The sequence below is a fragment of the Acidimicrobiia bacterium genome, from assembly GCA_012959995.1.
Taxonomy (GTDB): Bacteria; Actinomycetota; Acidimicrobiia; order Acidimicrobiales; family MedAcidi-G1; genus MedAcidi-G2B.
On the sequence record DUCC01000026.1, the window covers coordinates 90,189 to 109,669 of the forward strand.

A 19,481-nucleotide genomic window follows, 5' to 3' on the forward strand; every position below is an offset into this window, starting at 1 on the left:
CTTACCCCCATGACCGAACCAGTTTCCCCCAGCGACGGCCTCGCCGTTCTTCACCTCTTTTGTAAAATTTCCCCTGCTTCGCAAGGCCCAGCAATTCGTTCTGCGGTAGCCGGTGCACGAGAATCTGGAAACCAGGTAGTGACCGCCGCACTGCTGGGGCATAAAGCCGATATCGGGTTTATGATTTTAGGTCGAGACCTGTGGCAACTCCGAAACTTGCAGACTGCTTTAATGGGTGCCGGTCTTGAAATCGTTGACAGTTTTGTTTCGCTTACCGAGATCTCTGAATACGCCGCAGGGTTGCCTGAAGCGATGAAAGAAACCCGCCTCCGCCCCCAATTGCCGCCCGAAGGCAAACCCGCTTTCTGCTTCTACCCCATGTCGAAACGTCGTGGAGAAAAAGACAACTGGTTCACTTTGCCTGCTGATGAGCGGTCCGCTCTAATGCATGAACACGGAACATCCGGACGGGCTTTCGCCGGCCGCATCCTCCAAGTAATCACCGGCTCTACCGGGTTAGACGATTACGAATGGGGGGTAAGCCTTTTTGGCCAACACCCCGACGACCTTAAAGAAGTGGTCTACACCCTCCGGTTCGATCAGGCCTCAGCCGTTTACGCAGAATTCGGGCCCTTCTACGTAGGGATGATTGAAGATCTCGACGTGGTGTTGTCCCAACTGGGCTGCGGTTAGTAACCGGTTGGCCCATGCAAGAATCAACCAAACTCGCTCGCCTGCAAGAAAACCTGCAGAGCTATGAACGGGTGGTAGTTGCCTTCTCCGGAGGGGTCGACTCGTCCTTGCTGGCCCACGTGGCCCACGACACTCTCGGCCCCGAACGCTGCCATGTGGTCACCGCAGTGTCTCCATCGTTGGCTGGCCAAGAACGGCAAGAAGCTGGTGACCTCGCTACGGAATGGGGGCTGCGCTGGACCACCGTCGATACCGATGAGATGGACTCTGCTGCCTACCGAGCCAACGATGCCGACCGTTGTGGATATTGTAAAGATGCTTTGATGGATGCCCTTGACCCCTTGGCCAAAAGAGAAAAAGCTACCGTTTTGCTGGGAGTAAACGTTGATGACCTCGGCGATCACCGCCCGGGTCAAGAAGTTGCTGTCCAACGCGGGGCCCAGTTTCCTCTGGTTGATGCGGGGTTCACCAAAGAGACCGTACGCAGTATTTCTAAAAAACTCGGGCTGCGCACCTGGGATAAACCAGCCGCCGCCTGCCTGGCCTCGCGCTTGCCCTACGGGACCCCGGTTTCAGTAACCGTTCTTTCTTCGGTGGAGCGTGCCGAAGCAGCATTAAAAGAATTGGGTTTCGTCGACCTTCGGGTACGGCACTACGCCGATACGGCACGCTTAGAGATCCCGCTAAAGCAGTTACCTGAGGTATTGACTCAGCGAGAAGCGATCGTTGAGGCGCTCCATTACGTGGGCTACCGCTATGTGACCTTGGATCTTGAAGGATTTCGGTCGGGGAACCTTAACCAAGCCCTCGGAGACTGAGATGGCTACCCATGCGCAAGATGTTGTGGCCAACCAGTCGCTAATCGGTTGGGAACTCTGCGAAGCGTTAACGGCCCGCACTGATGCTTTTCTTGCGACATTGTTCGCCGATGCTCAGGCTCCAGACGGTACCGCTCTGCTGGCCGTGGGAGGGTACGGGCGTGGCGAACTCTGTCCGGAAAGCGATATTGATGTGGTGCTGGTCCACCACCCTGATGTTGAAGTAGCAGAGTTGGCGGAACACCTCTGGTACCCCCTTTGGGATGCCGGGCTAAAACTTGGTCAACAAGTTGGCACGGTGGAACAAATTTTAGAAGTCGGCCAAGAAAACCTTGAGGTGGCGACCAGTTTGTTGGCGGGCCGCTTGCTCGCTGGCCAAGAAACTCTTGCTGAGGAACTCGTTGACAGAGCACGGGAGCAATGGTCGGTCCGGGCCGATCACTATCTCAAAGAATTAGCCGAAGCGGTAGACGCTCGCCACCAAAAATTTGGTGAAGTGGCCTTTTTGTTGGAGCCCGATTTAAAAGAAGCACGAGGCGGGCTCCGTGACGTGCACACTTTGCAATGGGTAGAAAATACATCACCCATCTTGCGTGACTCCGAAGTAGAGGGGTTGTCGATGGCTTTCACCACCCTGCTAACGGTACGGGTAGAACTTCACCGCCTTACCGGACGCCATGCTGACCGGTTGTTGCTGGAACTCCAAGATGAGGTCGCCGACCGGCTTGGCTATAGAGATGCCGACCAATTGATGGCGTCGGTGGCCGCCGCCGCTCGAGTCATTGCTTGGACTGGTGATGGGGTACATCGAAGGATCTCTCGGGTGTTAGACGAGCGAAGCTCGCAAGCCGAGAAAACCCCTTTGCCTTCTCAAGAGTTAAGCCGAGGAGTTTCTCTGGTCGGTTCACGGATTGAGGTCTCTGCTGAGGCGCTTGATGACCCGATGGTGGTTTTACGCTGCGCTTTGTTGGCTGCCCAAAATGAAGCTTATTTAGATCGCCCATCGCTTGAATTGCTGGCCAAAGAAGCAATTGCTCTGCCCAATCCTTGGCCCGACGAGGCACGGCATTTGTTTGAAGAGATCTTGTTTACCGGCTGGCCTGCGGTCTCTGTTTTTGAAGATCTTGACCAAAGTGGGCTCTTAGTGGGGTTGATCTCTGAATGGGCGCCCTGCCAGTCGCGGCCCCAACGCAACGCTTACCACCGCTTTACCGTAGACCGCCATTTGCTAGAAACTGCTGCGCAGGCTGCCCAACTGGTGGGCCGGGTAGAACGCCCCGACCTCCTGGTGGTTGGGGCCATGCTGCACGATATTGGCAAGGGCTACCCCGGCGACCACACGGAGGTCGGCATTGACCTTATGGTGACCATCGCCGGGCGCATGGGTTACCCCACTGACGATGTGGCGATGTTGGTGTCAATGGTGGAACTTCACTTACTGCTTCCCGATGTGGCTACTCGCCGCGACCTTGATGATGACGGAACGATCCGTTCGGTAGCGGCCACCGCCGGCAGCACTCGCCTGTTGCATCTGCTGGGTGCCCTCACCGAAGCCGATTCCATCGCTACCGGCCCCTCCGCGTGGAGCTCTTGGAAAGCGGGGTTGGTTCATGAGTTGGTGATGCGGGCCTCTCACGTGCTGGAAGGCGGAGATGTTTTAGACGTCATCGGAGGGTCGTTCCCCAACCACGAACAACAAGACCTTTTGGCTTCTGATCAAGAAGTAGTGCGAGGAGAAGGCTCCACCCTTACCGTGGTAGCCAACAACCGGCCGGGGGCTTTTTCAAAGGTTGCGGGGGTTTTAGCTCTCAACGGGTTGGGGGTCTTTGGTGCCATGGCCCACACCGAAGGGCACCGAGCAATTTCGGTATTTCGCGTGGATCGAAAAGCCCAACAAGACATCGACTGGGATCGAATCGCTCAAGAAGTCAAACGAGCATTAAGCGGACGTTTGGCGGTCGCCGCTCGTCTCGGTGAACGCTCACGAACCGAACGAACGGTAACCACCACCGCTCGACCTGTCGCCCCACGGTTGACCGTAGATAATGAAACCTCACAGGCCTTAACGGTGCTTGAAGTCAGTTGCCCCGACGGCATAGGGGTGCTGTACCGCATAACCCGAGGGTTCGCCGAACTCGATCTTGACATCATGAGCGCTCGAGTGCAGACCTTAGGTTCTGATGTGATCGATGCGTTCTATGTTCGGGACTCTCAAGGAAACAAAATCATGGACCAAGAACATTTGGCAGAAATCGAATTAGCCGTGCTGCGCTGGATTCGAGTCGAACTATGAGCCAGGCTCCTTCTCAACGAGATTTGCTGCGCTGGGCGGAAGCTTTGGCGGGCACGGCCCGCACCGGTTTGGGGTTTACCGAGAGCCTGTACGAAAAAGAACGCTACGAAGAGATTCTTCACGTAGCGGCCGAAATCCGTCACCGAGCCGACCAACTTTCGGGTCATGATTTTGATGTGGAGACCCTGGTAAATGAATGGCTTGGGACGGTAGGCCAAGGGGTACCCGGTTACGTGACCCCCAAAGTGACGGTGGCGGCCGTAGTGGGTAACGAAGCGGGAGAACTGCTGCTGGTTCAACGAGCCGGCTCGGAGGTCTGGCTGTACCCCACGGGTTGGGCTGATGTGGGGTACTCGCCCGCCGAAGTAGTAGTAAAAGAAGTACAAGAAGAAACAGGAATTGAATGTGAGGTAGTGCGCCCCATCGCTATTTTGGATGGCATGCGGCTGGGTTTTACCGGAATCCCTTTATATTCACTGGTTTTCCATTGCCGCATGACCGGAGGGGAACTTCAAGCGCATCCTTTAGAGTGCGCCGACGTCGGATTTTTTGCGGAAGGACATTTACCAGCAAAGACCGCTCTTCCGGAGCAATGGGCTCAAGAGGCATTTGCGGCGATTCGTGAAGAAGACCTAGAAGTACGCTTCGATGCCCCGCGAGACCCGCTTTGGGAAGGTCAAGAAAATGTGCTGAGCTTTCTTGAAGACCCTGAAGAAAAAGAGTCGCCTTAGGGGCGCCCGTTTTGATCGCGTAGAAAGTCTTCTACCTCGGATACCAAGCGATCCGGGTCATCTTGAAAGTCTTGTTCTTGCGCATCAAAGTCTTCTTCGAGTTGCTCAACGTAGGTGGCAGTGCTTTCGTCTTCGGCCACGATGTCGCTGACCTGACGTTCGTAAGCCGCAGCAGATATTTCAAGGTCGGTGCAAGTAAATGAAGTATCAAAGGCTTGGCAGACTCGGTTAACCAGCGCTAAGGCCGCTTTGGGAGAAGGAGCATTCGACACGTAGGCCGGTACCCCTGCCCAAAAAGAAGCGGTGGGAATCCCGTGTTCGCGTAGGCGAGAAGCCAGCACCCCGACAATGCCGGTGGGCCCCTGGTATGCCGAAGGGGAAATGGCTAAGCGTTGAGCAAGTTCTTGGTCATCGCTGCTGCCATAAATTTGCACAGGGCGGGTGTGGGGGACATCAACCAGCAGCGAGCCCAAGGTAATGATCTGCACTGCCCCCAAGGCTTGTGCCGCTTCAAACACCTGGTCAGCAAAGGTGCGCCAACGTAACTGTGGTTCGTGGCCGATTAAGGTCACCAAGTCGTGGGTAGACCCGGCAATTTCTGCCACCGAAACAACCGTTGAGGGCCATTTGATGGTTCGTTTCTCTTGATGGTCTAACTGCACCATGGGGCGAGCCACGGTGAAGTCAAAAAAGTCTTCCGCATCAATGGTGGCCACCGGCCGGGCCTCGAAGTGATCACGCAAATACCGCACGGCGGTGCTGGATGCTTCGCCGGCATCGTTCCATCCTTCAAAAGCAGCCAGCAGAATCGGTGCCTTTAAGGTGGCCTTATCTGTCCAACGAAGATGCGGGGGAGGGGTGCTCATTAAGCCGAGGTTACCGGCGGACGCTCACAAGATGCGCTGCTGCCCCCAGCAGCGGTGCCTCGGGCCGTACACTCTGCAACGTGCTTGAAATACATGAGGCCGTGGAGGTCACCGACGAACTGGTAGCGGCCATGGAACGCTTGGTGCCCCAACTGTCACGGTCGAACCCGCCCCCCGACGCCACTGCTTTAACAGCCATTACGGTCAGCGACTCTTCGGTACTTTTTATGGCATCTCTCAATGGGTTGATGGTGGGAAGTTTGACCTTGGCGCTCTTTCGCATACCTACCGGGTTACGGGCCTGGATCGAAGACGTGGTGGTTGATGAGTCTGCTCGCGGCCAGGGGGTAGGCGCTGCTTTAAACGAAGCGGCTATTGACCGGGCTCGCCAAGAAGGTGCCACCACGGTGGATCTCACCTCTCGCCCGTCACGGGAGGCTGCCAACCGGCTTTATCAGCGCTTAGGTTTCGAAGAACGGTCCACCAACGTGTACCGGCTCAACCTCGGACACTAAGAGTCTTTAAGCCGTTCGGCGAGGCGTCGATCGTTGTGATCCACTGCGGCGCGGGCCGCCGTCATCATCAGTTGCACAGCCACAAAAATGGCCGACAAGGCCACCAGCACCGGCCAGTTAATAAGCCAACCAATGATCAAAGCGGCAATGCCGGTAAGGGTCATGATGAACATAAAGAGCACCCTAGAGCGGCTAGGCACCTCAGGGGTGTTAACTCCTACAGGATTTTAAGCAAAAATCTAAAAAATCTGTTCGTGCCTTGGTTCAGACGGTAAGCGTCTTAAGGGAATGTGACCCCGAACCGGCGGCATATACCGGTCAACTACCCCCTAACCGGTAGGCTGTATGTTTATGGCCGAGACCTTCTTTGCGCACTTGTCGCGCCTCCGTCGCCAGTACGGGCAAAAATTGTTGCGTTTCGCTGGGGTATCTATGGTCAACGTGTTGACCGGGCAAACGCTTCTGGTCATTTGCTTTGATTATTTTAAATGGCCCGGAATGTTGGCCAATGCGATGGCTGTGGTGGCCGGCAGCATCCCGTCGTACCTTTTGAGCCGTCACTTTGTGTGGGAGCGCGACAAAGGCGGCCACAAAGTAGTGAGCGAAATCGTGCCCTTCTGGGGGCTAGCTTTTGTTGGTCTGGTGTTGTCCACCATTTTTGTGGGTATCGCCGATAACTATTCCGACCACATCCTGGCTATGCAAGCCGGAAACGCTGCGGCCTTCGCTCTGCTCTGGATGGTGCGTTTCGCCGTACTAGAGCACTTGCTCTGGGGCAACAAAAGCGATGAAGAACTGGTTGGTTCCTCTTCCTGATTATGGAAGAACATCTTCTTAGCCAAGCAAAACTTGCCCGGGGTTTTATGCCGCCTGATGAAGGGCTAGCGCTCTATCAGCATGCATGTGCGGTGAGCATTGCGGGGCCTTTTCTCGAAGTAGGGAGTTACTGCGGTAAGTCAGCGATCTACCTTGGGGCAGCTGCGCAAAAGTCTGATCGGCTACTTTTTGCTTTAGACCACCATCGCGGGTCGGAAGAAAACCAGCCGGGCTGGGAATGGCACGAACCCGACCTCGTCGACCCCGACCTGGAGAAAATGGACACCCTCCCGCATTTTCGTCGAGCGGTGCATGATGCTGGTTTAGAAGGCACAGTGGTGGCATTGGTGGGAGAATCGGCACCGGTGGCTGCTGCTTGGCAAACCCCGTTGGCTTTGCTTTTTATTGACGGCGGGCATGGCAAAGAGCCCGCCCACCGCGATTATCAAGGATGGGTGCCTCAGGTGGCGCTCGGTGGGGTGTTGTTGATTCACGACGTGTTCCCAAACCCCGAAGACGGCGGCCGGCCACCTTTTGAAATCTGGGAGCGAGCGATGAACTCAGGGGCCTTTAAAGAAATAGGAGCCACCGGTTCGCTGCGAGCATTGCAACGCACGGGGCTGGGTATTTAACGTTTAATCGGAGCGGGGAACCGGTGCTTGGGTTTCGATGATGTCGGGCAGCCCAGCATGGTTTACGAACAGCGCCGATGCAGGGCTGGAACCAGAGAGCGCATCGGCGGCCAAAATGATGGCTGCAGCGGTGTAGGTGGAGCACTCTTGATCCGGGTAACTGATGTTGCCGGGTTGCACCAATCCGGTAAGGCAGTGGCCAGATTCTTGGCGTAGGCGCAAAGCTTCAGTGAAAAGTTTCAGGGCGGTGCTTTGGTCGCCGGCCAACTGGTAGGCCATAGCGCATTCACAGGTTTCGGCGGCCGTTACCCAATCTTGGTCGCTCACACAGCGCACTCCGTGGCCGGCCAAAATAAACTTGTCGGCTTGGCGGTCGAGGTGGGCACGCCCGTCTGCATAGTCGAAGGCCCCGGATAACACTGGGTAGTACCAGTCCATGGCCCATCGTTCTTTGGGGGCGAAGGCCCCTACCGGTTGGGTGCGTACGGCGTGGGCCAAGTTGGCTAAAGAAAGTTCCCACCCGGGGCGTTCGTGGCCCAACTCTTCGCCCACTGCCACGGCACAGCGCAGGCTGTGGCAAATACTTGACGACCCGGTAAGCAACGCATAATCAAAGGCAGTTCCGTCGGCTTGGCGCGCCCACTTAATGCCCCCGATAGGGGTTTGCAGTTGAAGAACAAAGGTGATGGCTGCTTCCACGGTGGGCCAAAGGGTTTCTAAAAATCCTCGGTCTCCGGTCATCAACCAGTGATGCCAAACTCCGGTAGCGATGTAGGCAATAACGTTGGCATCAAATTTAGGGTCCTCAACACCGTCGGCGAGGTAGTACTGGTGCCAACCTCCGGTTCCGGGTCCTTCTTGGTGTTGGGTGTCTATTAGCCACTGGTAGGCGGCTTCTGCCTGATCTAAGTTGCCGGTCGCCGCTAAGGCCATAGCGGCTTCAATATGGTTCCAGGGGTCGCTGTGGCCGCCGGGGAACCAAGGGATCATGCCATTAGGGAGTTGCCATTCTGCAATGGTTGATGCGGTGAGTTGAAGTTGATCAGCGCTTACTAATCCGGGGAGTTCAGGCAGCGACACGAGCGGCCTCCTCGGGGCGAGCGGCGTAGACCACTTGGCTTTTTCCCAGCACCGGGTTGAGTAAACGTTCGCTCCAACGGGTGAGTTTTGGGGCCTTGACGATATCCCAAGCCAGCAACCGGTGGTAAGCCCGGACTAGGCGGTGGTCGTCGATGGGGCGGTCGGGGCCCACGGCGCAACGGAGCCACCAGTAAGGGCTGTGCAAGGCATGCGCTCGGTGAGAACCGGTTGGTTGCAGGCCCGCGCTGCGCATTTTATTGGGGAGTTCTTGGCGGCCGTAAATGCGAACGTGCCCGCCGACCACGTGGGGGGCGTGGTATTCATCGGATAAAGCCCAGCAGACTTTTTCGGGGAGGCGAGCCGGAATGGTAATGGCCATAATCCCGCCCGGACGTAGCACGCGGGTTAGTTCGGCTAAAGCGGCTTCGTCATTTTCGATGTGTTCCATGACCTCCGAAGCGATGATGCGATCAAAGGAACCATCGGCGAAAGGCAGGCAGGTGGCGTCACCGACGGAGGTTTCCAGCATGGTGCCTTCGGGTATTTCTCCGTCGTCCCACATGACGGCACTGGTGCTGCGTACCTGCACGAGTTCGTCATGCCCGAGGTCGCAGGCCACCACATGGGCACCGCGGCGTAGTGCTTCGTAGGCATGGCGGCCAAACCCGCATCCCAAGTCAAGCACTCGGTCGCCGGGTTGGAGCCCCAGTTGGTCGTAGCGCACGGTAAGCATTTAACGACCTGGGTGTTCAGAAAGAAGGATGCGGTATTGCTCAACGGTGCGTTCGGCGGTGTGGCGCCAACTCCAGTGGTCAATTACCCGTTGGCGGCCTTGGTGGCCGATGCGGGCTCGGGCCGCCGGGTCGTCGAGGGCGGTGCGGATCATGGAGGCCAGCGCTTCGGAGTCTCCGGGTGGCACTTGAAAACAGGTCTCGTTGTGGGTGCCGGTTACCTCAGGTAGTGCCCCGCCGGTGGTGGCTATTAAGGGAACGCCGCAAGACATGGCTTCGATGGCTGGTAAAGAAAAACCTTCATAAAGTGAGGGCACTACGGCTAATTCGGCTTCGCTGTAGAGCTCAACGATGCGTTCGTCGGGCACCCCATGTACCCAGGTTACGCAGTCGGTGAGGCCGAGTTCTTCAAAGACGTTGACGCTGGCGCTGTCCTCTTTGGGTTTGCCAATGATGACCAGTTCAATGGGTCGTTCGGTGCGGAGTTTGGCCACGGCCTCTAAAAGGTATTTGAGGCCTTTCATAGCCACATCGGCGCTGGCTGTGGTGACGATACGACCCGGCACGCTTTGTACATGGTCTACCGGTTGAAAAAGTTCTGGGTCAACGCCTACCGGCACCACGTGGATGCGTGATGGGTCTACTTTGTGGTCGGCGGCAATGTCTGATTTCGAGGACTCTGAAACGGTCATTACTCGGGCCATGCGTTTCGCTACTTGGGTTTGCATGCGGGTAAAGGCGTACCACCGGCGTTTGCCGAGGCGCTCCATAATGGTGCGGGCGTGTTCAATCTCTAAGCGTCGATCCACGGTAATGGGGTGATGAATGGTGGAAAGTACCGGCAGTTTTAACCGGTTTTGCATGAGCAGCAGCCCCCAACCTAAACACTGGTTGTCGTGGACCAGATCAAATTCGTTCGGGCGTTGGGCGAGGTGGCTCCAGGCCCGCATGCTAAAAGCCATGGGTTCAGAGAAGTTTCCGGTGTTAAAGGACAGGGCTTCGGCGACATCCCATTTGGTTTTTAACTCCCAAATGCGGGCTTTACGCATAGGGAAGTGATCGTTGTAGAGGTCGAGGCTAGGGAGAGAAACCAAGGGAACTTCTGTGTCAAGTACCGGGTAAGGCTGGCCGGCCAGCACTTCAACATGGTGGCCTAAATCGGTTAAGGCTTTGGTGAGGTGGCGGGTGTAGACCCCTTGGCCTCCGCAGTGGGGCTTTCCTCGGTAAGCCAAAAAAGCGATACGCAGCGAAGCCTCGTCGCTATTTTTGGGGGCAGGTAAAGAAGTCATCCGTTAAGTGTGGCGGGACTTTGACCCGATTACTCCCCGGTAACTGGGTACCGTTGGTCACATGCGAGCATTAGTGCAACGGGTAGAACAAGCATCGGTCACGGTAGGTACTGAAATTGTGGGAGCCATCGAAGCGGGCCTCTGTGTCTTGGTGGGAGTAACCCACGATGATGGCCCAGACCAAGCAAACCGTTTGGTAGAGAAATTGGCTGGTTTACGTATTTTTGATGACCCGCAAGGGGTCATGAACCTTTCGGTTGTTGACACTCAAGGGGCGTTATTAGTGGTTAGTCAGTTCACCCTTTATGGCGATGTGCAAAAAGGAAAACGCCCTTCGTGGATGGCCGCCGCCCGGCCTGATCAAGCTGAACCATTAATTGAACAGGTGGTTGAGGGGCTCACTCAGCGAGGACTTGAGGTAGCGACCGGTCGGTTTCGGGCCGATATGAAGGTGGCGATTTTAAATAATGGTCCGGTTACTTTAATGATTGAGGTGTGAGATGCCGGGAGTAGATGGCGACCGTTTTGGACAAGCCGCAGATGACTATGTAAAATATCGAAAAGGTTTCCCCCCGGAAACTTTGACGGCCCTCGCTCAGACCGGAATTGGCGGGCCGGGGCAACGAGTGCTTGACGTGGGCTGTGGTACCGGTACGTTGGCTCGTCAGTTCGCCGCTCAGGGCTGTGTAGTCACCGGTTTAGATGTTGATCAACGCATGCTGGCCGCGGCGGCGCAACTGGCCCAAGAAGAGGGACTCTCCATCGATTGGGTTAACGCTTCGGCAGAAGACACCGGGCTAACCGAGGGGACTTTTACCACCGTTACTGCTGGACAATGCTGGCACTGGTTCGATGCACAAAGGGCCGGCGCCGAGGCCTATCGTTTGTTGCGGCCCGGGGGGCAACTCGCTATTTGTGGTTTTGACTGGTTGCCACAGGCCGACTCGGTATCCGGAGACACCGAGTCTTTGATCCAGACCCATAACCCGGCTTGGGATTTAGGCGGGGTCCGAGACTACGAGACCTCTATTCGCGAAATGTTCGCCGCCTCTGGGTTTGTTTTTGTCGACTCGTTTAGCTTTGACCTTGATGTAGTTTATGCTCCCGCATCGTGGCGTCGCCGGGTGGCGGCCAGCGCCGGGATTGTGAACCTCGCTGCAGAAGCAGCTGAGGAGTTCGACCAGCAACTGGCTACTTTACTGGCTGAGAAATACCCGGGCCCTCAGGTGGTAACTCCCCACCGGGTCTACGGATTTATTGCTCAGCGCCCGTCGGCGTAGCTTCTGGTTTTCGGTGCCCCCACAGAATCAAAAATACGCTCAAGATCAACAGAGGCCAGACCCCGACTTGAGTTGCCCAGGTTTGGCCTTGGCGAAGTTCCACCGTGGAATGGAGCACTGCTTGTTCAGACACTGCGGTGCGTTGCTGTACTTGGCCTTGCGGATTGATGATGGCGCTAAACCCAGTGGGAGCGGCTTGAAGAACCCACCGGCCGGTTTCTAAGGCCCGCAGTTGACTGGAGGCCACTTGTTGGGTTTGCACCAAGGTAAGCCAGTAACTGGCCCCGTTGGTGGGGTTCAACAAAATCTGGCCCCCGTTTCCTATAGCGTCACGGGCTCGGTGAGCGAAGAAAATTTCCCACGAAACAGAAATCCCCAAGCGACCCAGCGAGGTATCGAGAATTGCGGGGTCTCGGCCGGGGTGTACATCTCGGGTCGGCAACATGTTGGCTGCCAAGGGTTCAATGAGCGACCGGAGGGGCACGAATTCGCCAAAAGGTACGGTGCGAACTTTGTCGTATCGGTCGGCTATCGTCCCGTCGTTTTCTACGGCCGTGGAGTAATTCAAGTTGGCGTCTGGGCGGCCGGGGTCCTGGTGAAACCACCCCGGGATCAGCACCGCATTGAGGCGTTGCGCTTCGGCGGTTAGCGCTTGATGCGCTTCATCTTGGTAGAGCCGGCTGGCTAGGCGTGACCCGTCCCCAGGGTCGGGAGAAGGGTTCACCACGTTTTCTGGCCACAGCACTAAATCAACCGGGGTGGCGACTTGTTGGTTAGCGGCCAACTGATTGGCAAAAACCACCGCAGCACCGGTAGCGGTAGCTCTGGTGCGCTGCGGGCCTCCCCCCTGCACCACGGCTACTTCAATGGTTCGCAGCACCTCGCCCCGAGGAGCCAAGGCAGCCAAGGAGCCAACGAACAGCAGCGCACCAAAGGCCACCACTACGGTCAGGGCAGAACCCCGGGTTGCCTTTTTTCCATCAAAAAGAGAACTCAGGGCCACCCCAACAACGACCACTGTGGCTACCAGCAACAGCGATCCGCCCACCCGAACCACCGGGGCCAGCGGCCCGTTGGCTTGGCCAAGAGCCACGGTCGCTAACGGAACCCCACCAAAGGGGACGCTCCACCGAACGAATTCGGCCAAAGTGAATGCCCCGACCAAAGCAGGGCGTCGGCCTGACCCGGAAGGAACCACCAACGCAGCGACCCCAAACAAAGTGGCGTGCAAGCCAACCACCACCAGCCACCCACCGGGAGATAAATCCACCATCCATAACGTACCGATGGCTGTCCAAACAAGACCAAGAGCCAAGCCGCACCAGAAACGAACCCGCCTGGGTTGATTAGCGAGCAGTTGGTCAAAAAGCGCAAACCCGGCAAATGCTGCCGGCCACCAACCCCAGGGAGGGAGAGCAGCCACCACCAGCACCCCAGACAACAAACAAAAAAGGAGCCTCCGCCGCAATGAAAAAATGTCCATAGGACTTAGTTGGTTAACCCCAACCGTTGAATGCCGCCGACCGGCCCAACGCCCCGGATGTCCACTTCGATTTCTTCAATCACTCGAAGCCACGAAGGTAAATCGGCGACATCGCAGTGCGCTAAAATTTGGCCTGGTTCGGCAATGGCGCAAAGTTTGGCCGCCAAATTGACCGGTTCGCCGATGTAATCATCGCCTTCGTAGAGCAAAGCGGCGCCGGTAGCCAAGCCGATACGTACTTTGAAACCGGCGTCGGCAAAGTGTGCGATCAGGTGCCCGCCCCAAGCAATGGTTGGTGTGGGTTCGGTGCTGACCACCATGACCCCGTCACCCAACCATTTAGCTACTCGTACCCCGCGTTTGGCGGCCACATCTCGAGATATTTTGCGAAACTCGTCGAGCCATTCCACGGCAGCCAAGGGACCGTTATCTCGAGTAAATGCGGTAAACCCGGTGAGGTCAGCAAAACAAAAGGTGCGTTCAACACTCAGATACGAGGCATCGGGGAGTTGTCCTGGGGGCTCGGTGCCGCTTCCGGTGCGGAGCCCTGCCCATTCCCGGGCTGGGGTCATTTCTTGGTCCATAAGTCAATAGAACCACGCCGGTCACTGTTTCTGGCGGTTAAGCCAAGTTTTTCTTCAAAAAAGTTAAGAAATAAAATTTTTGGCTGCTTGAAAACCTGAATTAATACAAGCGGGTACCCCGACTCCGTGGTGAGCGGCCCCGGTAACCACCAGACCGGGGGCAGATTCCGCCAGGTCGCCGGCCAACTGCGCCATCTGATCGGCGTGACCAACCGGAAATTGCGGCAAAGAATCCGGCCAAGGTGAGCAGCGTGTTTCGCAAGGTGGAGCTTCGACCCCCAACGTGGTGGCCAGGTCTTTGCGCAACCCGTCGATGAGCGCTTGGTCGTCTAAAGCAAGATGTCGTTGGTCGTTGATGCGCCCGGCGGAGACACGCAAGATTTCTTTTTCCGGATGATGCAAATGCGCCCACTTGCTTCCTGAGTAGGAACAAGCGGTCATAAGCAGCCCGGCCGACTGAGGAACCAAAAAACCGCTTTGATCGACTGCTACCTGAAGGTCTCGCCGATGGTAAGCAAAGGTAACCAAGGTGGCTGAAGCGTGTTCAATGCCGGCCAAAGTTTGGGCACTGGGTTGATGCAAAGGAGCGACTAGAGGGGCCGCCGCAAAAGAAGGAACGGTGAGGATCACCCCATCAGCTCGAAAGTCTTCACCTGGGGTATGTATCGTCCATCCTTTATCACCGGCGGTGAGCGCCGTAACGGGGGTGCTGAGTCGTAAGCGATCACCAAGTTGATCCACCAACGCCGAAACCACCCGTTGCATGCCTTCGGGGTGAGCGTTAAAAACCGCAGCGCCTGGTTTTGCTTGGGCAAGTTGTTGGCGAAAACTGGCCAACATGCCTTCTGGGTGACGCCCCGCGACCAGCAACTGCGGTGCCATAGCGGCGCAACTCATGGCATCGGCTTCACCGGCGTTGATCCCCCCGAGCAAAGGGGCCACCAATCGTTCGAACACGGCATCGCCCACACAGGAGCGCACGACGGCACCGATGCTGAGATCGCCTTCGGGAAGGGGTTGGTCAGGCAGGCCAGGCCCCGACAAACGGGCTAAATCGTCGTCGGGTAGAATTCCCGGAGCCACCGCCTCGGGATCAAGAGGAACACCTAACACGTTGGGCGAAGGGATAGGCCGCAAGGCTTGGCCCAGCCATAACGAGGCGTGCCGGGCCGCCGGAGCCACCAGTTCATCTGCCAAGCCAAGTTCATTACACAACTGCGTACCCCACGGCACTCGCACTAAAAAAGAGTCGGCCCCTTCGTCTACCGGTAGCCCAGCGAATGTATTGGTTATGAGTTTGCCTCCGGCCCGGTCAGCAGTTTCTAAAACGGTGACCTCTACGTCGGGGGCGTCGTGAAGGAGGCGATGAGCAGCCGATAATCCGGTGATGCCAGCACCGACAATCACCACCCGGCGGGTCACGAGGCTACGGGCGGGTTCAAAGGAAAGCGATGCACCTGATCGATAACTCGCTCTAACACGGCGGGGTCGGTATCGGGCATAACCCCGTGACCTAAGTTAAAAATATGACCCGGGTGATGGTTGTTTTGTTCAAGGACTTCAGTGACCGCTTGTTCCACCACCTCTGGTGGGGCAAAACAAATTGCTGGGTCAAGGTTGCCTTGCAAAATAGATTGCGGTCCTAAACGCCGCCGAGCTTCGCCCAGCGGCACTCGCCAATCCACTCCCATTACGGTGGACCCGGCTTGAGCCATCAAAGGGAGGATCTCGCCGGTACCCACCCCAAAGTGAATGGTCGGCACATCAAGGTCGTCCAGGGCGGCAAAAACTCGTTTGCTGTAAGGCAAAACATGAGTCTGGTAATCCTTTGGGCTTAAGGCCCCGGCCCAACTGTCAAAGAGTTGGATGGCCGCGGCGCCCGCGTTTATCTGCGAGCGTAAAGAAACGACGGCGAGGTCTACCAAACGGCTCATGAGGGCATCCCAAAGGGCGGGTTGCCCCAGCATGAGCGCCTTGGTGCGGGTGTAGGTGCGGGAGGGGGCACCTTCGATGAGGTAAGAGGCCACGGTAAAGGGGGCACCAGCGAAGCCAATAAGCGGTACCGAAAGTTCTTCAACTAAAAGACGCACCGTTTCTAAAACATGAGGGGTGTCGGCTTCGGGGTCTAAGGGGCGCAGGCGTTGGAGGTCGCTTTCTGAAGCAAACGGTTGGGCCACCACGGGGCCTAAACCCGGTTGAACCTCTACCCCAAAACCGATGGCTTGGGCCGGTACCACAATGTCAGAATACAAAATGGCGGCGTCGGTGCCGTATCGGCGTACCGGCTGCAAGGTGATTTCGGCGGAGAGTTCCGGGTCGGCAATGGCCTCTAAAATGCTGCCCGGGCCCCGTACTTTCCGGTATTCGGGGAGCGACCGGCCGGCTTGACGCATGAACCACACCGGGGTATGGGCATGGGGTTCGCCACGGCAAGCGGCCAGAAATACTGAATCAGGGTAAGAGGTCATGATGAATGATTTTCTAAAAGCGTTCGCCCGGTGGCTGAACGAGGGTGAGCCAGATGGGCCAGAGTAGAGATACGGGCCGCCGAACAGACGGCCGCGGCATTATGGGTGGCTAAGTTGCTGGCTTCCCTTACCGCAAGGTCGTCAGCGGTGGGCTGAAAAACTAGTACCGGGGTGCCGCTGGCTCGAATAGCTTCAACCTCGCGGCGCAAGGTGCGGCTATGCCAAGCACGCCCTAACGGCCCGCCGGGCCACGACGACTGCTGCGCCACGGCGGTCATGGAAGAAGAAATGACGACTAGATCAAACCCCAAACCCGCCACCAGGCTGGCGTTGGTGGTTGAGTGCACCCCACCATCTACGTAACGCTGCCCGTTAATGACGGCGGGTTCGAAGTAACCCGGAATAGCAGAAGAGGCTTGAACAGCAGGTCCGAGGTCGGCCGAAATATCGTCCCGCCCAAAAACCACTCTTTGCCCAGACTTCAGGTTCACTGCGCAAATCCATGTAGCAGCATCCGGCCAAGGCTCGGGGTGCGACTCACTTACCCGAGCGGCTAAGGCCGAACCTTCAACGGTGCCTTCATGAAGTACCCCGGTTAAAGAAACTATGGGGCGTGGCCTGCCTCGCCCAAAAATGCCGCGTACCAGAAGGGTCGGGTTAGCGGGCCGTCGGTTGGTTGGCGGGGGAGGGTTTTCGGGGAGATCTAAACGAGTGGTGACTCGATCGCTTATGGCTTGACCTTGGGCGCTTAACGGCGTCTTGTTGTAGTAGGCGGCATGGTCGATAGCGGAAAGACCAGCACGCAAGGTGGCGGCGGTGCTGGCCCCTGCAGAGGTGCCCACCAGAAGGTCGGCGCTTCGAGCATCCCACCCAGTGGCCTCTTCTAAAGCCGCCAACACCCCGGCATGATGGGCTGCTCCGGAGGTTCCTCCGGCGCTTAAGACGAGTCCGATAGTGGTCATGTAAACATCGTGGCAGGACAAAACAAAAAAATGACGCCTCAGACACCGGATTGCCAAGATATTCCGCCGATAGACTCAATCTTCGGTCAAAACAGGTCTTCTTCGATGAAGAAATGCCGTTTATTTTCCGGTGAGAGGGCCCATGCATCCAGAACTCAAAGCAGAACAGGAGTACGTCGATGCGGCGTATCAACTCCTTGAAGCGGCGCGTCAACGGGCCTTGAAACTTACCGACATGGTTGAGGTAGGCCGAGGCGGCACAAACCAGGCTCGCTTTGAGCGAGAGTCAATTTGGGAGTCAGTGGCTAACCGACTGAACGAACTTGAGCTGGGCGAAGCGGCGCTAATTTTTGGCCGCATCGACCAAGAAGACGAAGCCGAACAGGGCCGTTTTTATATCGGCCGAGTCGGGGTATGGGATGAAAAACAAGATCCGATCGTGGTGGACTGGCGGGCCCCCATTGCTGAGGCTTTCTATCGAGCGACCGGCCCCACGCCTATGGGTTTGCAGCGCCGTCGGCATTTCATTAGCCGCCGCCGCCAGTTGCTGGGCATAGAGGACGAACTGTTTGGCGATTTAGAGCGGTTCCGTACCGACGACGGCCAAGGGTTACGGGGTGAAGGTGCGCTTATTGCCGCCTTAGAAACCGAGCGCACGGGCCGTTTGGGCGACATCGTAGGCACCATCCAAGCCGAACAAGACGCCATTATTCGCGCCCCTTTGCCAGGAGTGTTGGCCGTTCAAGGGGGCCCAGGTACCGGCAAAACGGTGGTGGCTCTGCATCGGGCGGCCTATTTGCTTTATACCCACCGGTTTCCTCTGGATGGCCAAGGGGTGCTGGTGGTGGGACCCAATCGGCTATTTTTGGCTTACATAGAACAAGTTTTGCCCTCCTTGGGGGAGGCCGGTATTGAAATGGCTTCGGTGGCCGACTTGGTGGGCCGCACTTGGGTAGACGACCGCCGAGACCCTGAAGCGGTGGCCTTACTCAAAGGCGACTTGCGGATGATTCGTTTTATTACTCGAGCGGTACGAACCCGCCAGCGCCCCTTAAGGACAGACCTTCGCTTGGGTTTTGGACTGCAATGGTTAACGGTTTCTGTTGAGCAGTCGGCGGCCATGGTGGCTGAAGCGCAGCGCCGTTTTCGCACCCATAACGCCGGACGGAAATACATAGTGGCCGAACTGTTTGCTGCGTTGGCGGCCAGCAGCAACGAGGACCTCGACCCGGAAGGTTTAGCGGAGCGTTTGGGATCCAACCTGTTGGTACGGGAAGCTTTGGAATGGATGTGGCCGGTGCTTACTCCGGCTCAATTATTGAACGATTGTTTCGGCTCCCGGGCTCTGATTCAAGCCGCCGATCGGCAACTCAATAAAGATCAAGTTGAAGCGCTGTTTTGTCCTCGCCGACCAAATGCAGCAGAGATCCGCTGGTCGGCTTCAGATGCGCCGCTACTTGACGAAGCCCGGGCTGCCCTTGGGCCTCGTCCGGGCCGTCGCTCTACAGATTCAGTTCGCACTTACGGGCACATTGTGGTCGATGAGGTGCAAGACCTTTCGCCAATGGATCTACGCATGTTGAAGCGGCGTTCGTTAAATGGGTCAATGACCGTGGTCGGCGACATTGCCCAGGCCACCGGAGCTTGGGCGCAAGATAATTGGGACAATATCTTGCAGCATTTGCCCAATAAAGAACCGGTGCGGCGCTATGAACTAACGGTGGGTTATCGCATTCCGGCGCCCCTTATGGAAATGCCCAACCGAGTATTAGCGGCCGTGGCCCCGAATTTATCCCTGCCTCGGGCGGTACGTAGTGAGGGTGCGCTCCCTCGGGTGATAGCGGCCCGGTTTGATGACCCGACGCAGGGTTTGGTGGCCACGGTGGCAGAGGAGTCTGCGGCAGCGGGGGCCGGCAACGTTGCGGTAATCGTGGCTGCTTCGCAGGTGGAGGAAGTTGAAGCCTTGCTTGAAGCGGCGGGGGTTTCGTTTGGCCGCCCGACTCGTCAGGGGCTGGATTCTTCGGTGGCCGTGGTGCCGGTTAATTTGGTAAAAGGCTTGGAAGTTGATGCTGCAGTAGTGGTGGAACCGGCTCGAATAGTGGCCGAACAAACCCAGGGCCTGCGGTCTCTATTTGTGGCGCTTACTCGAGCGACCCAACGAGTGGCTATTTTGCATGAAGAGCCGTTACCTGCCCCCCTTGGGAAATAGTTCTCTGGTGCTTGTCACATGGCCTGTTGCC

At 57.1% G+C, this 19,481-nt stretch carries 19 protein-coding genes; 10 read left to right on the top strand and 9 right to left on the bottom strand.

Annotated features, from left to right (window positions below; genetic code table 11):
- The first annotated feature begins 9 nt into the window (after nucleotides 1–9).
- From EYQ49_07330 to EYQ49_07345, 4 genes are read left to right on the top strand one after another with little or no spacing between them, the layout of a single operon-like run.
- Nucleotides 10–693 (top strand): chlorite dismutase, encoded by a 684-nt coding sequence (locus tag EYQ49_07330; GenBank protein ID HIG25682.1) that lies wholly within the window; start codon nucleotides 10–12, stop codon nucleotides 691–693.
- A 14-nt stretch (nucleotides 694–707) separates the two neighbouring features.
- Nucleotides 708–1,511, top strand: a complete 804-nt coding sequence (gene larE / locus EYQ49_07335) for an ATP-dependent sacrificial sulfur transferase LarE (protein ID HIG25683.1) — start codon at nucleotides 708–710, stop codon at nucleotides 1,509–1,511.
- Nucleotide 1,512: 1 nt separating this feature from the next.
- Nucleotides 1,513–3,804, top strand: a complete 2,292-nt coding sequence (locus EYQ49_07340; protein HIG25684.1) for a [protein-PII] uridylyltransferase — start codon at nucleotides 1,513–1,515, stop codon at nucleotides 3,802–3,804.
- A complete protein-coding gene (locus EYQ49_07345; protein ID HIG25685.1) occupies nucleotides 3,801–4,535 on the top strand; it encodes an NUDIX domain-containing protein in 735 nt (244 codons plus the stop codon). Before EYQ49_07340 ends, EYQ49_07345 begins: the two co-directional genes overlap by 4 nt.
- Here EYQ49_07345 and EYQ49_07350 read toward each other — a convergent pair.
- On the bottom strand, nucleotides 4,532–5,401 hold the full coding sequence (locus tag EYQ49_07350; GenBank protein HIG25686.1) for a PAC2 family protein: 870 nt from the start codon (nucleotides 5,399–5,401) through the stop codon (nucleotides 4,532–4,534). The genes EYQ49_07345 and EYQ49_07350 overlap by 4 nt on opposite strands.
- A gap of 131 nt (nucleotides 5,402–5,532) precedes the next feature.
- Between EYQ49_07350 and EYQ49_07355 the strand changes: the two genes are divergently transcribed.
- The 3 genes from EYQ49_07355 to EYQ49_07365 all read left to right on the top strand — a co-directional run bounded on the left by EYQ49_07355 (nucleotide 5,533) and on the right by EYQ49_07365 (nucleotide 7,364).
- On the top strand, nucleotides 5,533–5,916 hold the full coding sequence (locus EYQ49_07355) for a GNAT family N-acetyltransferase (protein ID HIG25687.1): 384 nt from the start codon (nucleotides 5,533–5,535) through the stop codon (nucleotides 5,914–5,916).
- 345 nt (nucleotides 5,917–6,261) lie between these two features.
- On the top strand, nucleotides 6,262–6,732 hold the full coding sequence (locus EYQ49_07360; GenBank protein ID HIG25688.1) for a hypothetical protein: 471 nt from the start codon (nucleotides 6,262–6,264) through the stop codon (nucleotides 6,730–6,732).
- A gap of 2 nt (nucleotides 6,733–6,734) precedes the next feature.
- Nucleotides 6,735–7,364 carry a class I SAM-dependent methyltransferase gene (locus tag EYQ49_07365; protein HIG25689.1) on the top strand — a complete coding sequence of 210 codons (630 nt, stop codon included), beginning with the start codon at nucleotides 6,735–6,737 and terminating at the stop codon, nucleotides 7,362–7,364.
- Nucleotides 7,365–7,367: 3 nt separating this feature from the next.
- Here EYQ49_07365 and EYQ49_07370 read toward each other — a convergent pair whose 3' ends face one another.
- The 3 genes from EYQ49_07370 to EYQ49_07380 are packed head-to-tail and all read right to left on the bottom strand — an operon-like array spanning nucleotide 7,368 to nucleotide 10,464.
- Nucleotides 7,368–8,444, bottom strand: coding sequence for a prenyltransferase (locus tag EYQ49_07370; protein HIG25690.1), 1,077 nt, complete (start codon nucleotides 8,442–8,444; stop codon nucleotides 7,368–7,370).
- On the bottom strand, nucleotides 8,431–9,177 hold the full coding sequence (locus EYQ49_07375; GenBank protein ID HIG25691.1) for a class I SAM-dependent methyltransferase: 747 nt from the start codon (nucleotides 9,175–9,177) through the stop codon (nucleotides 8,431–8,433). Before EYQ49_07375 ends, EYQ49_07370 begins: the two co-directional genes overlap by 14 nt.
- The gene (locus tag EYQ49_07380) at nucleotides 9,178–10,464 is read right to left on the bottom strand and encodes a glycosyltransferase family 1 protein (GenBank protein ID HIG25692.1); all 1,287 of its coding nucleotides are present in this window, start codon (nucleotides 10,462–10,464) and stop codon (nucleotides 9,178–9,180) included.
- A 61-nt stretch (nucleotides 10,465–10,525) separates the two neighbouring features.
- Here EYQ49_07380 and EYQ49_07385 point away from each other — a divergent pair, with 61 nt between their 5' ends.
- Both EYQ49_07385 and EYQ49_07390 read left to right on the top strand, forming a co-directional pair.
- On the top strand, nucleotides 10,526–10,963 hold the full coding sequence (locus EYQ49_07385) for a D-tyrosyl-tRNA(Tyr) deacylase (protein HIG25693.1): 438 nt from the start codon (nucleotides 10,526–10,528) through the stop codon (nucleotides 10,961–10,963).
- A 1-nt stretch (nucleotide 10,964) separates the two neighbouring features.
- Nucleotides 10,965–11,744 (top strand): class I SAM-dependent methyltransferase, encoded by a 780-nt coding sequence (locus EYQ49_07390; protein ID HIG25694.1) that lies wholly within the window; start codon nucleotides 10,965–10,967, stop codon nucleotides 11,742–11,744.
- Here the strand turns inward: EYQ49_07390 and lnt are convergent.
- The 5 genes from lnt to EYQ49_07415 form a co-directional block, all read right to left on the bottom strand.
- Complete coding sequence (gene lnt / locus EYQ49_07395) at nucleotides 11,719–13,227, bottom strand: apolipoprotein N-acyltransferase (GenBank protein ID HIG25695.1); 1,509 nt, start codon at nucleotides 13,225–13,227, stop codon at nucleotides 11,719–11,721. The two genes, EYQ49_07390 and lnt, sit on opposite strands and share 26 nt — an antisense overlap.
- Before the next feature lie 5 nt (nucleotides 13,228–13,232).
- Complete coding sequence (locus EYQ49_07400) at nucleotides 13,233–13,811, bottom strand: adenylate/guanylate cyclase domain-containing protein (protein ID HIG25696.1); 579 nt, start codon at nucleotides 13,809–13,811, stop codon at nucleotides 13,233–13,235.
- Nucleotides 13,812–13,874: 63 nt separating this feature from the next.
- Nucleotides 13,875–15,233 carry a protoporphyrinogen oxidase gene (gene hemG / locus EYQ49_07405; GenBank protein HIG25697.1) on the bottom strand — a complete coding sequence of 453 codons (1,359 nt, stop codon included), beginning with the start codon at nucleotides 15,231–15,233 and terminating at the stop codon, nucleotides 13,875–13,877.
- On the bottom strand, nucleotides 15,230–16,279 hold the full coding sequence (hemE, locus tag EYQ49_07410) for a uroporphyrinogen decarboxylase (protein HIG25698.1): 1,050 nt from the start codon (nucleotides 16,277–16,279) through the stop codon (nucleotides 15,230–15,232). Before hemE ends, hemG begins: the two co-directional genes overlap by 4 nt.
- Nucleotides 16,276–17,241: a hypothetical protein gene (locus EYQ49_07415; protein ID HIG25699.1), complete on the bottom strand. Its 966-nt coding sequence runs from the start codon at nucleotides 17,239–17,241 to the stop codon at nucleotides 16,276–16,278. Before EYQ49_07415 ends, hemE begins: the two co-directional genes overlap by 4 nt.
- Nucleotides 17,242–17,383: 142 nt before the next feature.
- Here EYQ49_07415 and EYQ49_07420 point away from each other — a divergent pair, with 142 nt between their 5' ends.
- A complete protein-coding gene (locus EYQ49_07420) occupies nucleotides 17,384–19,450 on the top strand; it encodes an AAA family ATPase (protein HIG25700.1) in 2,067 nt (688 codons plus the stop codon).
- The last annotated feature ends 31 nt before the right edge of the window (nucleotides 19,451–19,481 follow it).

What these genes read in the sequence shown, in the direction of transcription:
- larE (HIG25683.1), top strand. Translation starts at nt 708, where the DNA reads ATGCAAGAATCAACCAAACTCGCTCGCCTGCAAGAAAACCTGCAGAGC.
- EYQ49_07375 (HIG25691.1), bottom strand. Translation starts at nt 9,177, where the DNA reads ATGCTTACCGTGCGCTACGACCAACTGGGGCTCCAACCCGGCGACCGA.
- lnt (HIG25695.1), bottom strand. Translation starts at nt 13,227, where the DNA reads ATGGACATTTTTTCATTGCGGCGGAGGCTCCTTTTTTGTTTGTTGTCT.
- EYQ49_07365 (HIG25689.1), top strand. Translation starts at nt 6,735, where the DNA reads ATGGAAGAACATCTTCTTAGCCAAGCAAAACTTGCCCGGGGTTTTATG.
- EYQ49_07415 (HIG25699.1), bottom strand. Translation starts at nt 17,241, where the DNA reads ATGACCACTATCGGACTCGTCTTAAGCGCCGGAGGAACCTCCGGAGCA.
- EYQ49_07420 (HIG25700.1), top strand. Translation starts at nt 17,384, where the DNA reads ATGCATCCAGAACTCAAAGCAGAACAGGAGTACGTCGATGCGGCGTAT.
- EYQ49_07350 (HIG25686.1), bottom strand. Translation starts at nt 5,401, where the DNA reads ATGAGCACCCCTCCCCCGCATCTTCGTTGGACAGATAAGGCCACCTTA.
- EYQ49_07385 (HIG25693.1), top strand. Translation starts at nt 10,526, where the DNA reads ATGCGAGCATTAGTGCAACGGGTAGAACAAGCATCGGTCACGGTAGGT.
- EYQ49_07400 (HIG25696.1), bottom strand. Translation starts at nt 13,811, where the DNA reads ATGGACCAAGAAATGACCCCAGCCCGGGAATGGGCAGGGCTCCGCACC.
- EYQ49_07340 (HIG25684.1), top strand. Translation starts at nt 1,513, where the DNA reads ATGGCTACCCATGCGCAAGATGTTGTGGCCAACCAGTCGCTAATCGGT.
- EYQ49_07390 (HIG25694.1), top strand. Translation starts at nt 10,965, where the DNA reads ATGCCGGGAGTAGATGGCGACCGTTTTGGACAAGCCGCAGATGACTAT.
- hemE (HIG25698.1), bottom strand. Translation starts at nt 16,279, where the DNA reads ATGACCTCTTACCCTGATTCAGTATTTCTGGCCGCTTGCCGTGGCGAA.
- EYQ49_07360 (HIG25688.1), top strand. Translation starts at nt 6,262, where the DNA reads ATGTTTATGGCCGAGACCTTCTTTGCGCACTTGTCGCGCCTCCGTCGC.
- EYQ49_07380 (HIG25692.1), bottom strand. Translation starts at nt 10,464, where the DNA reads ATGACTTCTTTACCTGCCCCCAAAAATAGCGACGAGGCTTCGCTGCGT.
- EYQ49_07330 (HIG25682.1), top strand. Translation starts at nt 10, where the DNA reads ATGACCGAACCAGTTTCCCCCAGCGACGGCCTCGCCGTTCTTCACCTC.
- EYQ49_07345 (HIG25685.1), top strand. Translation starts at nt 3,801, where the DNA reads ATGAGCCAGGCTCCTTCTCAACGAGATTTGCTGCGCTGGGCGGAAGCT.
- EYQ49_07355 (HIG25687.1), top strand. Translation starts at nt 5,533, where the DNA reads ATGGAACGCTTGGTGCCCCAACTGTCACGGTCGAACCCGCCCCCCGAC.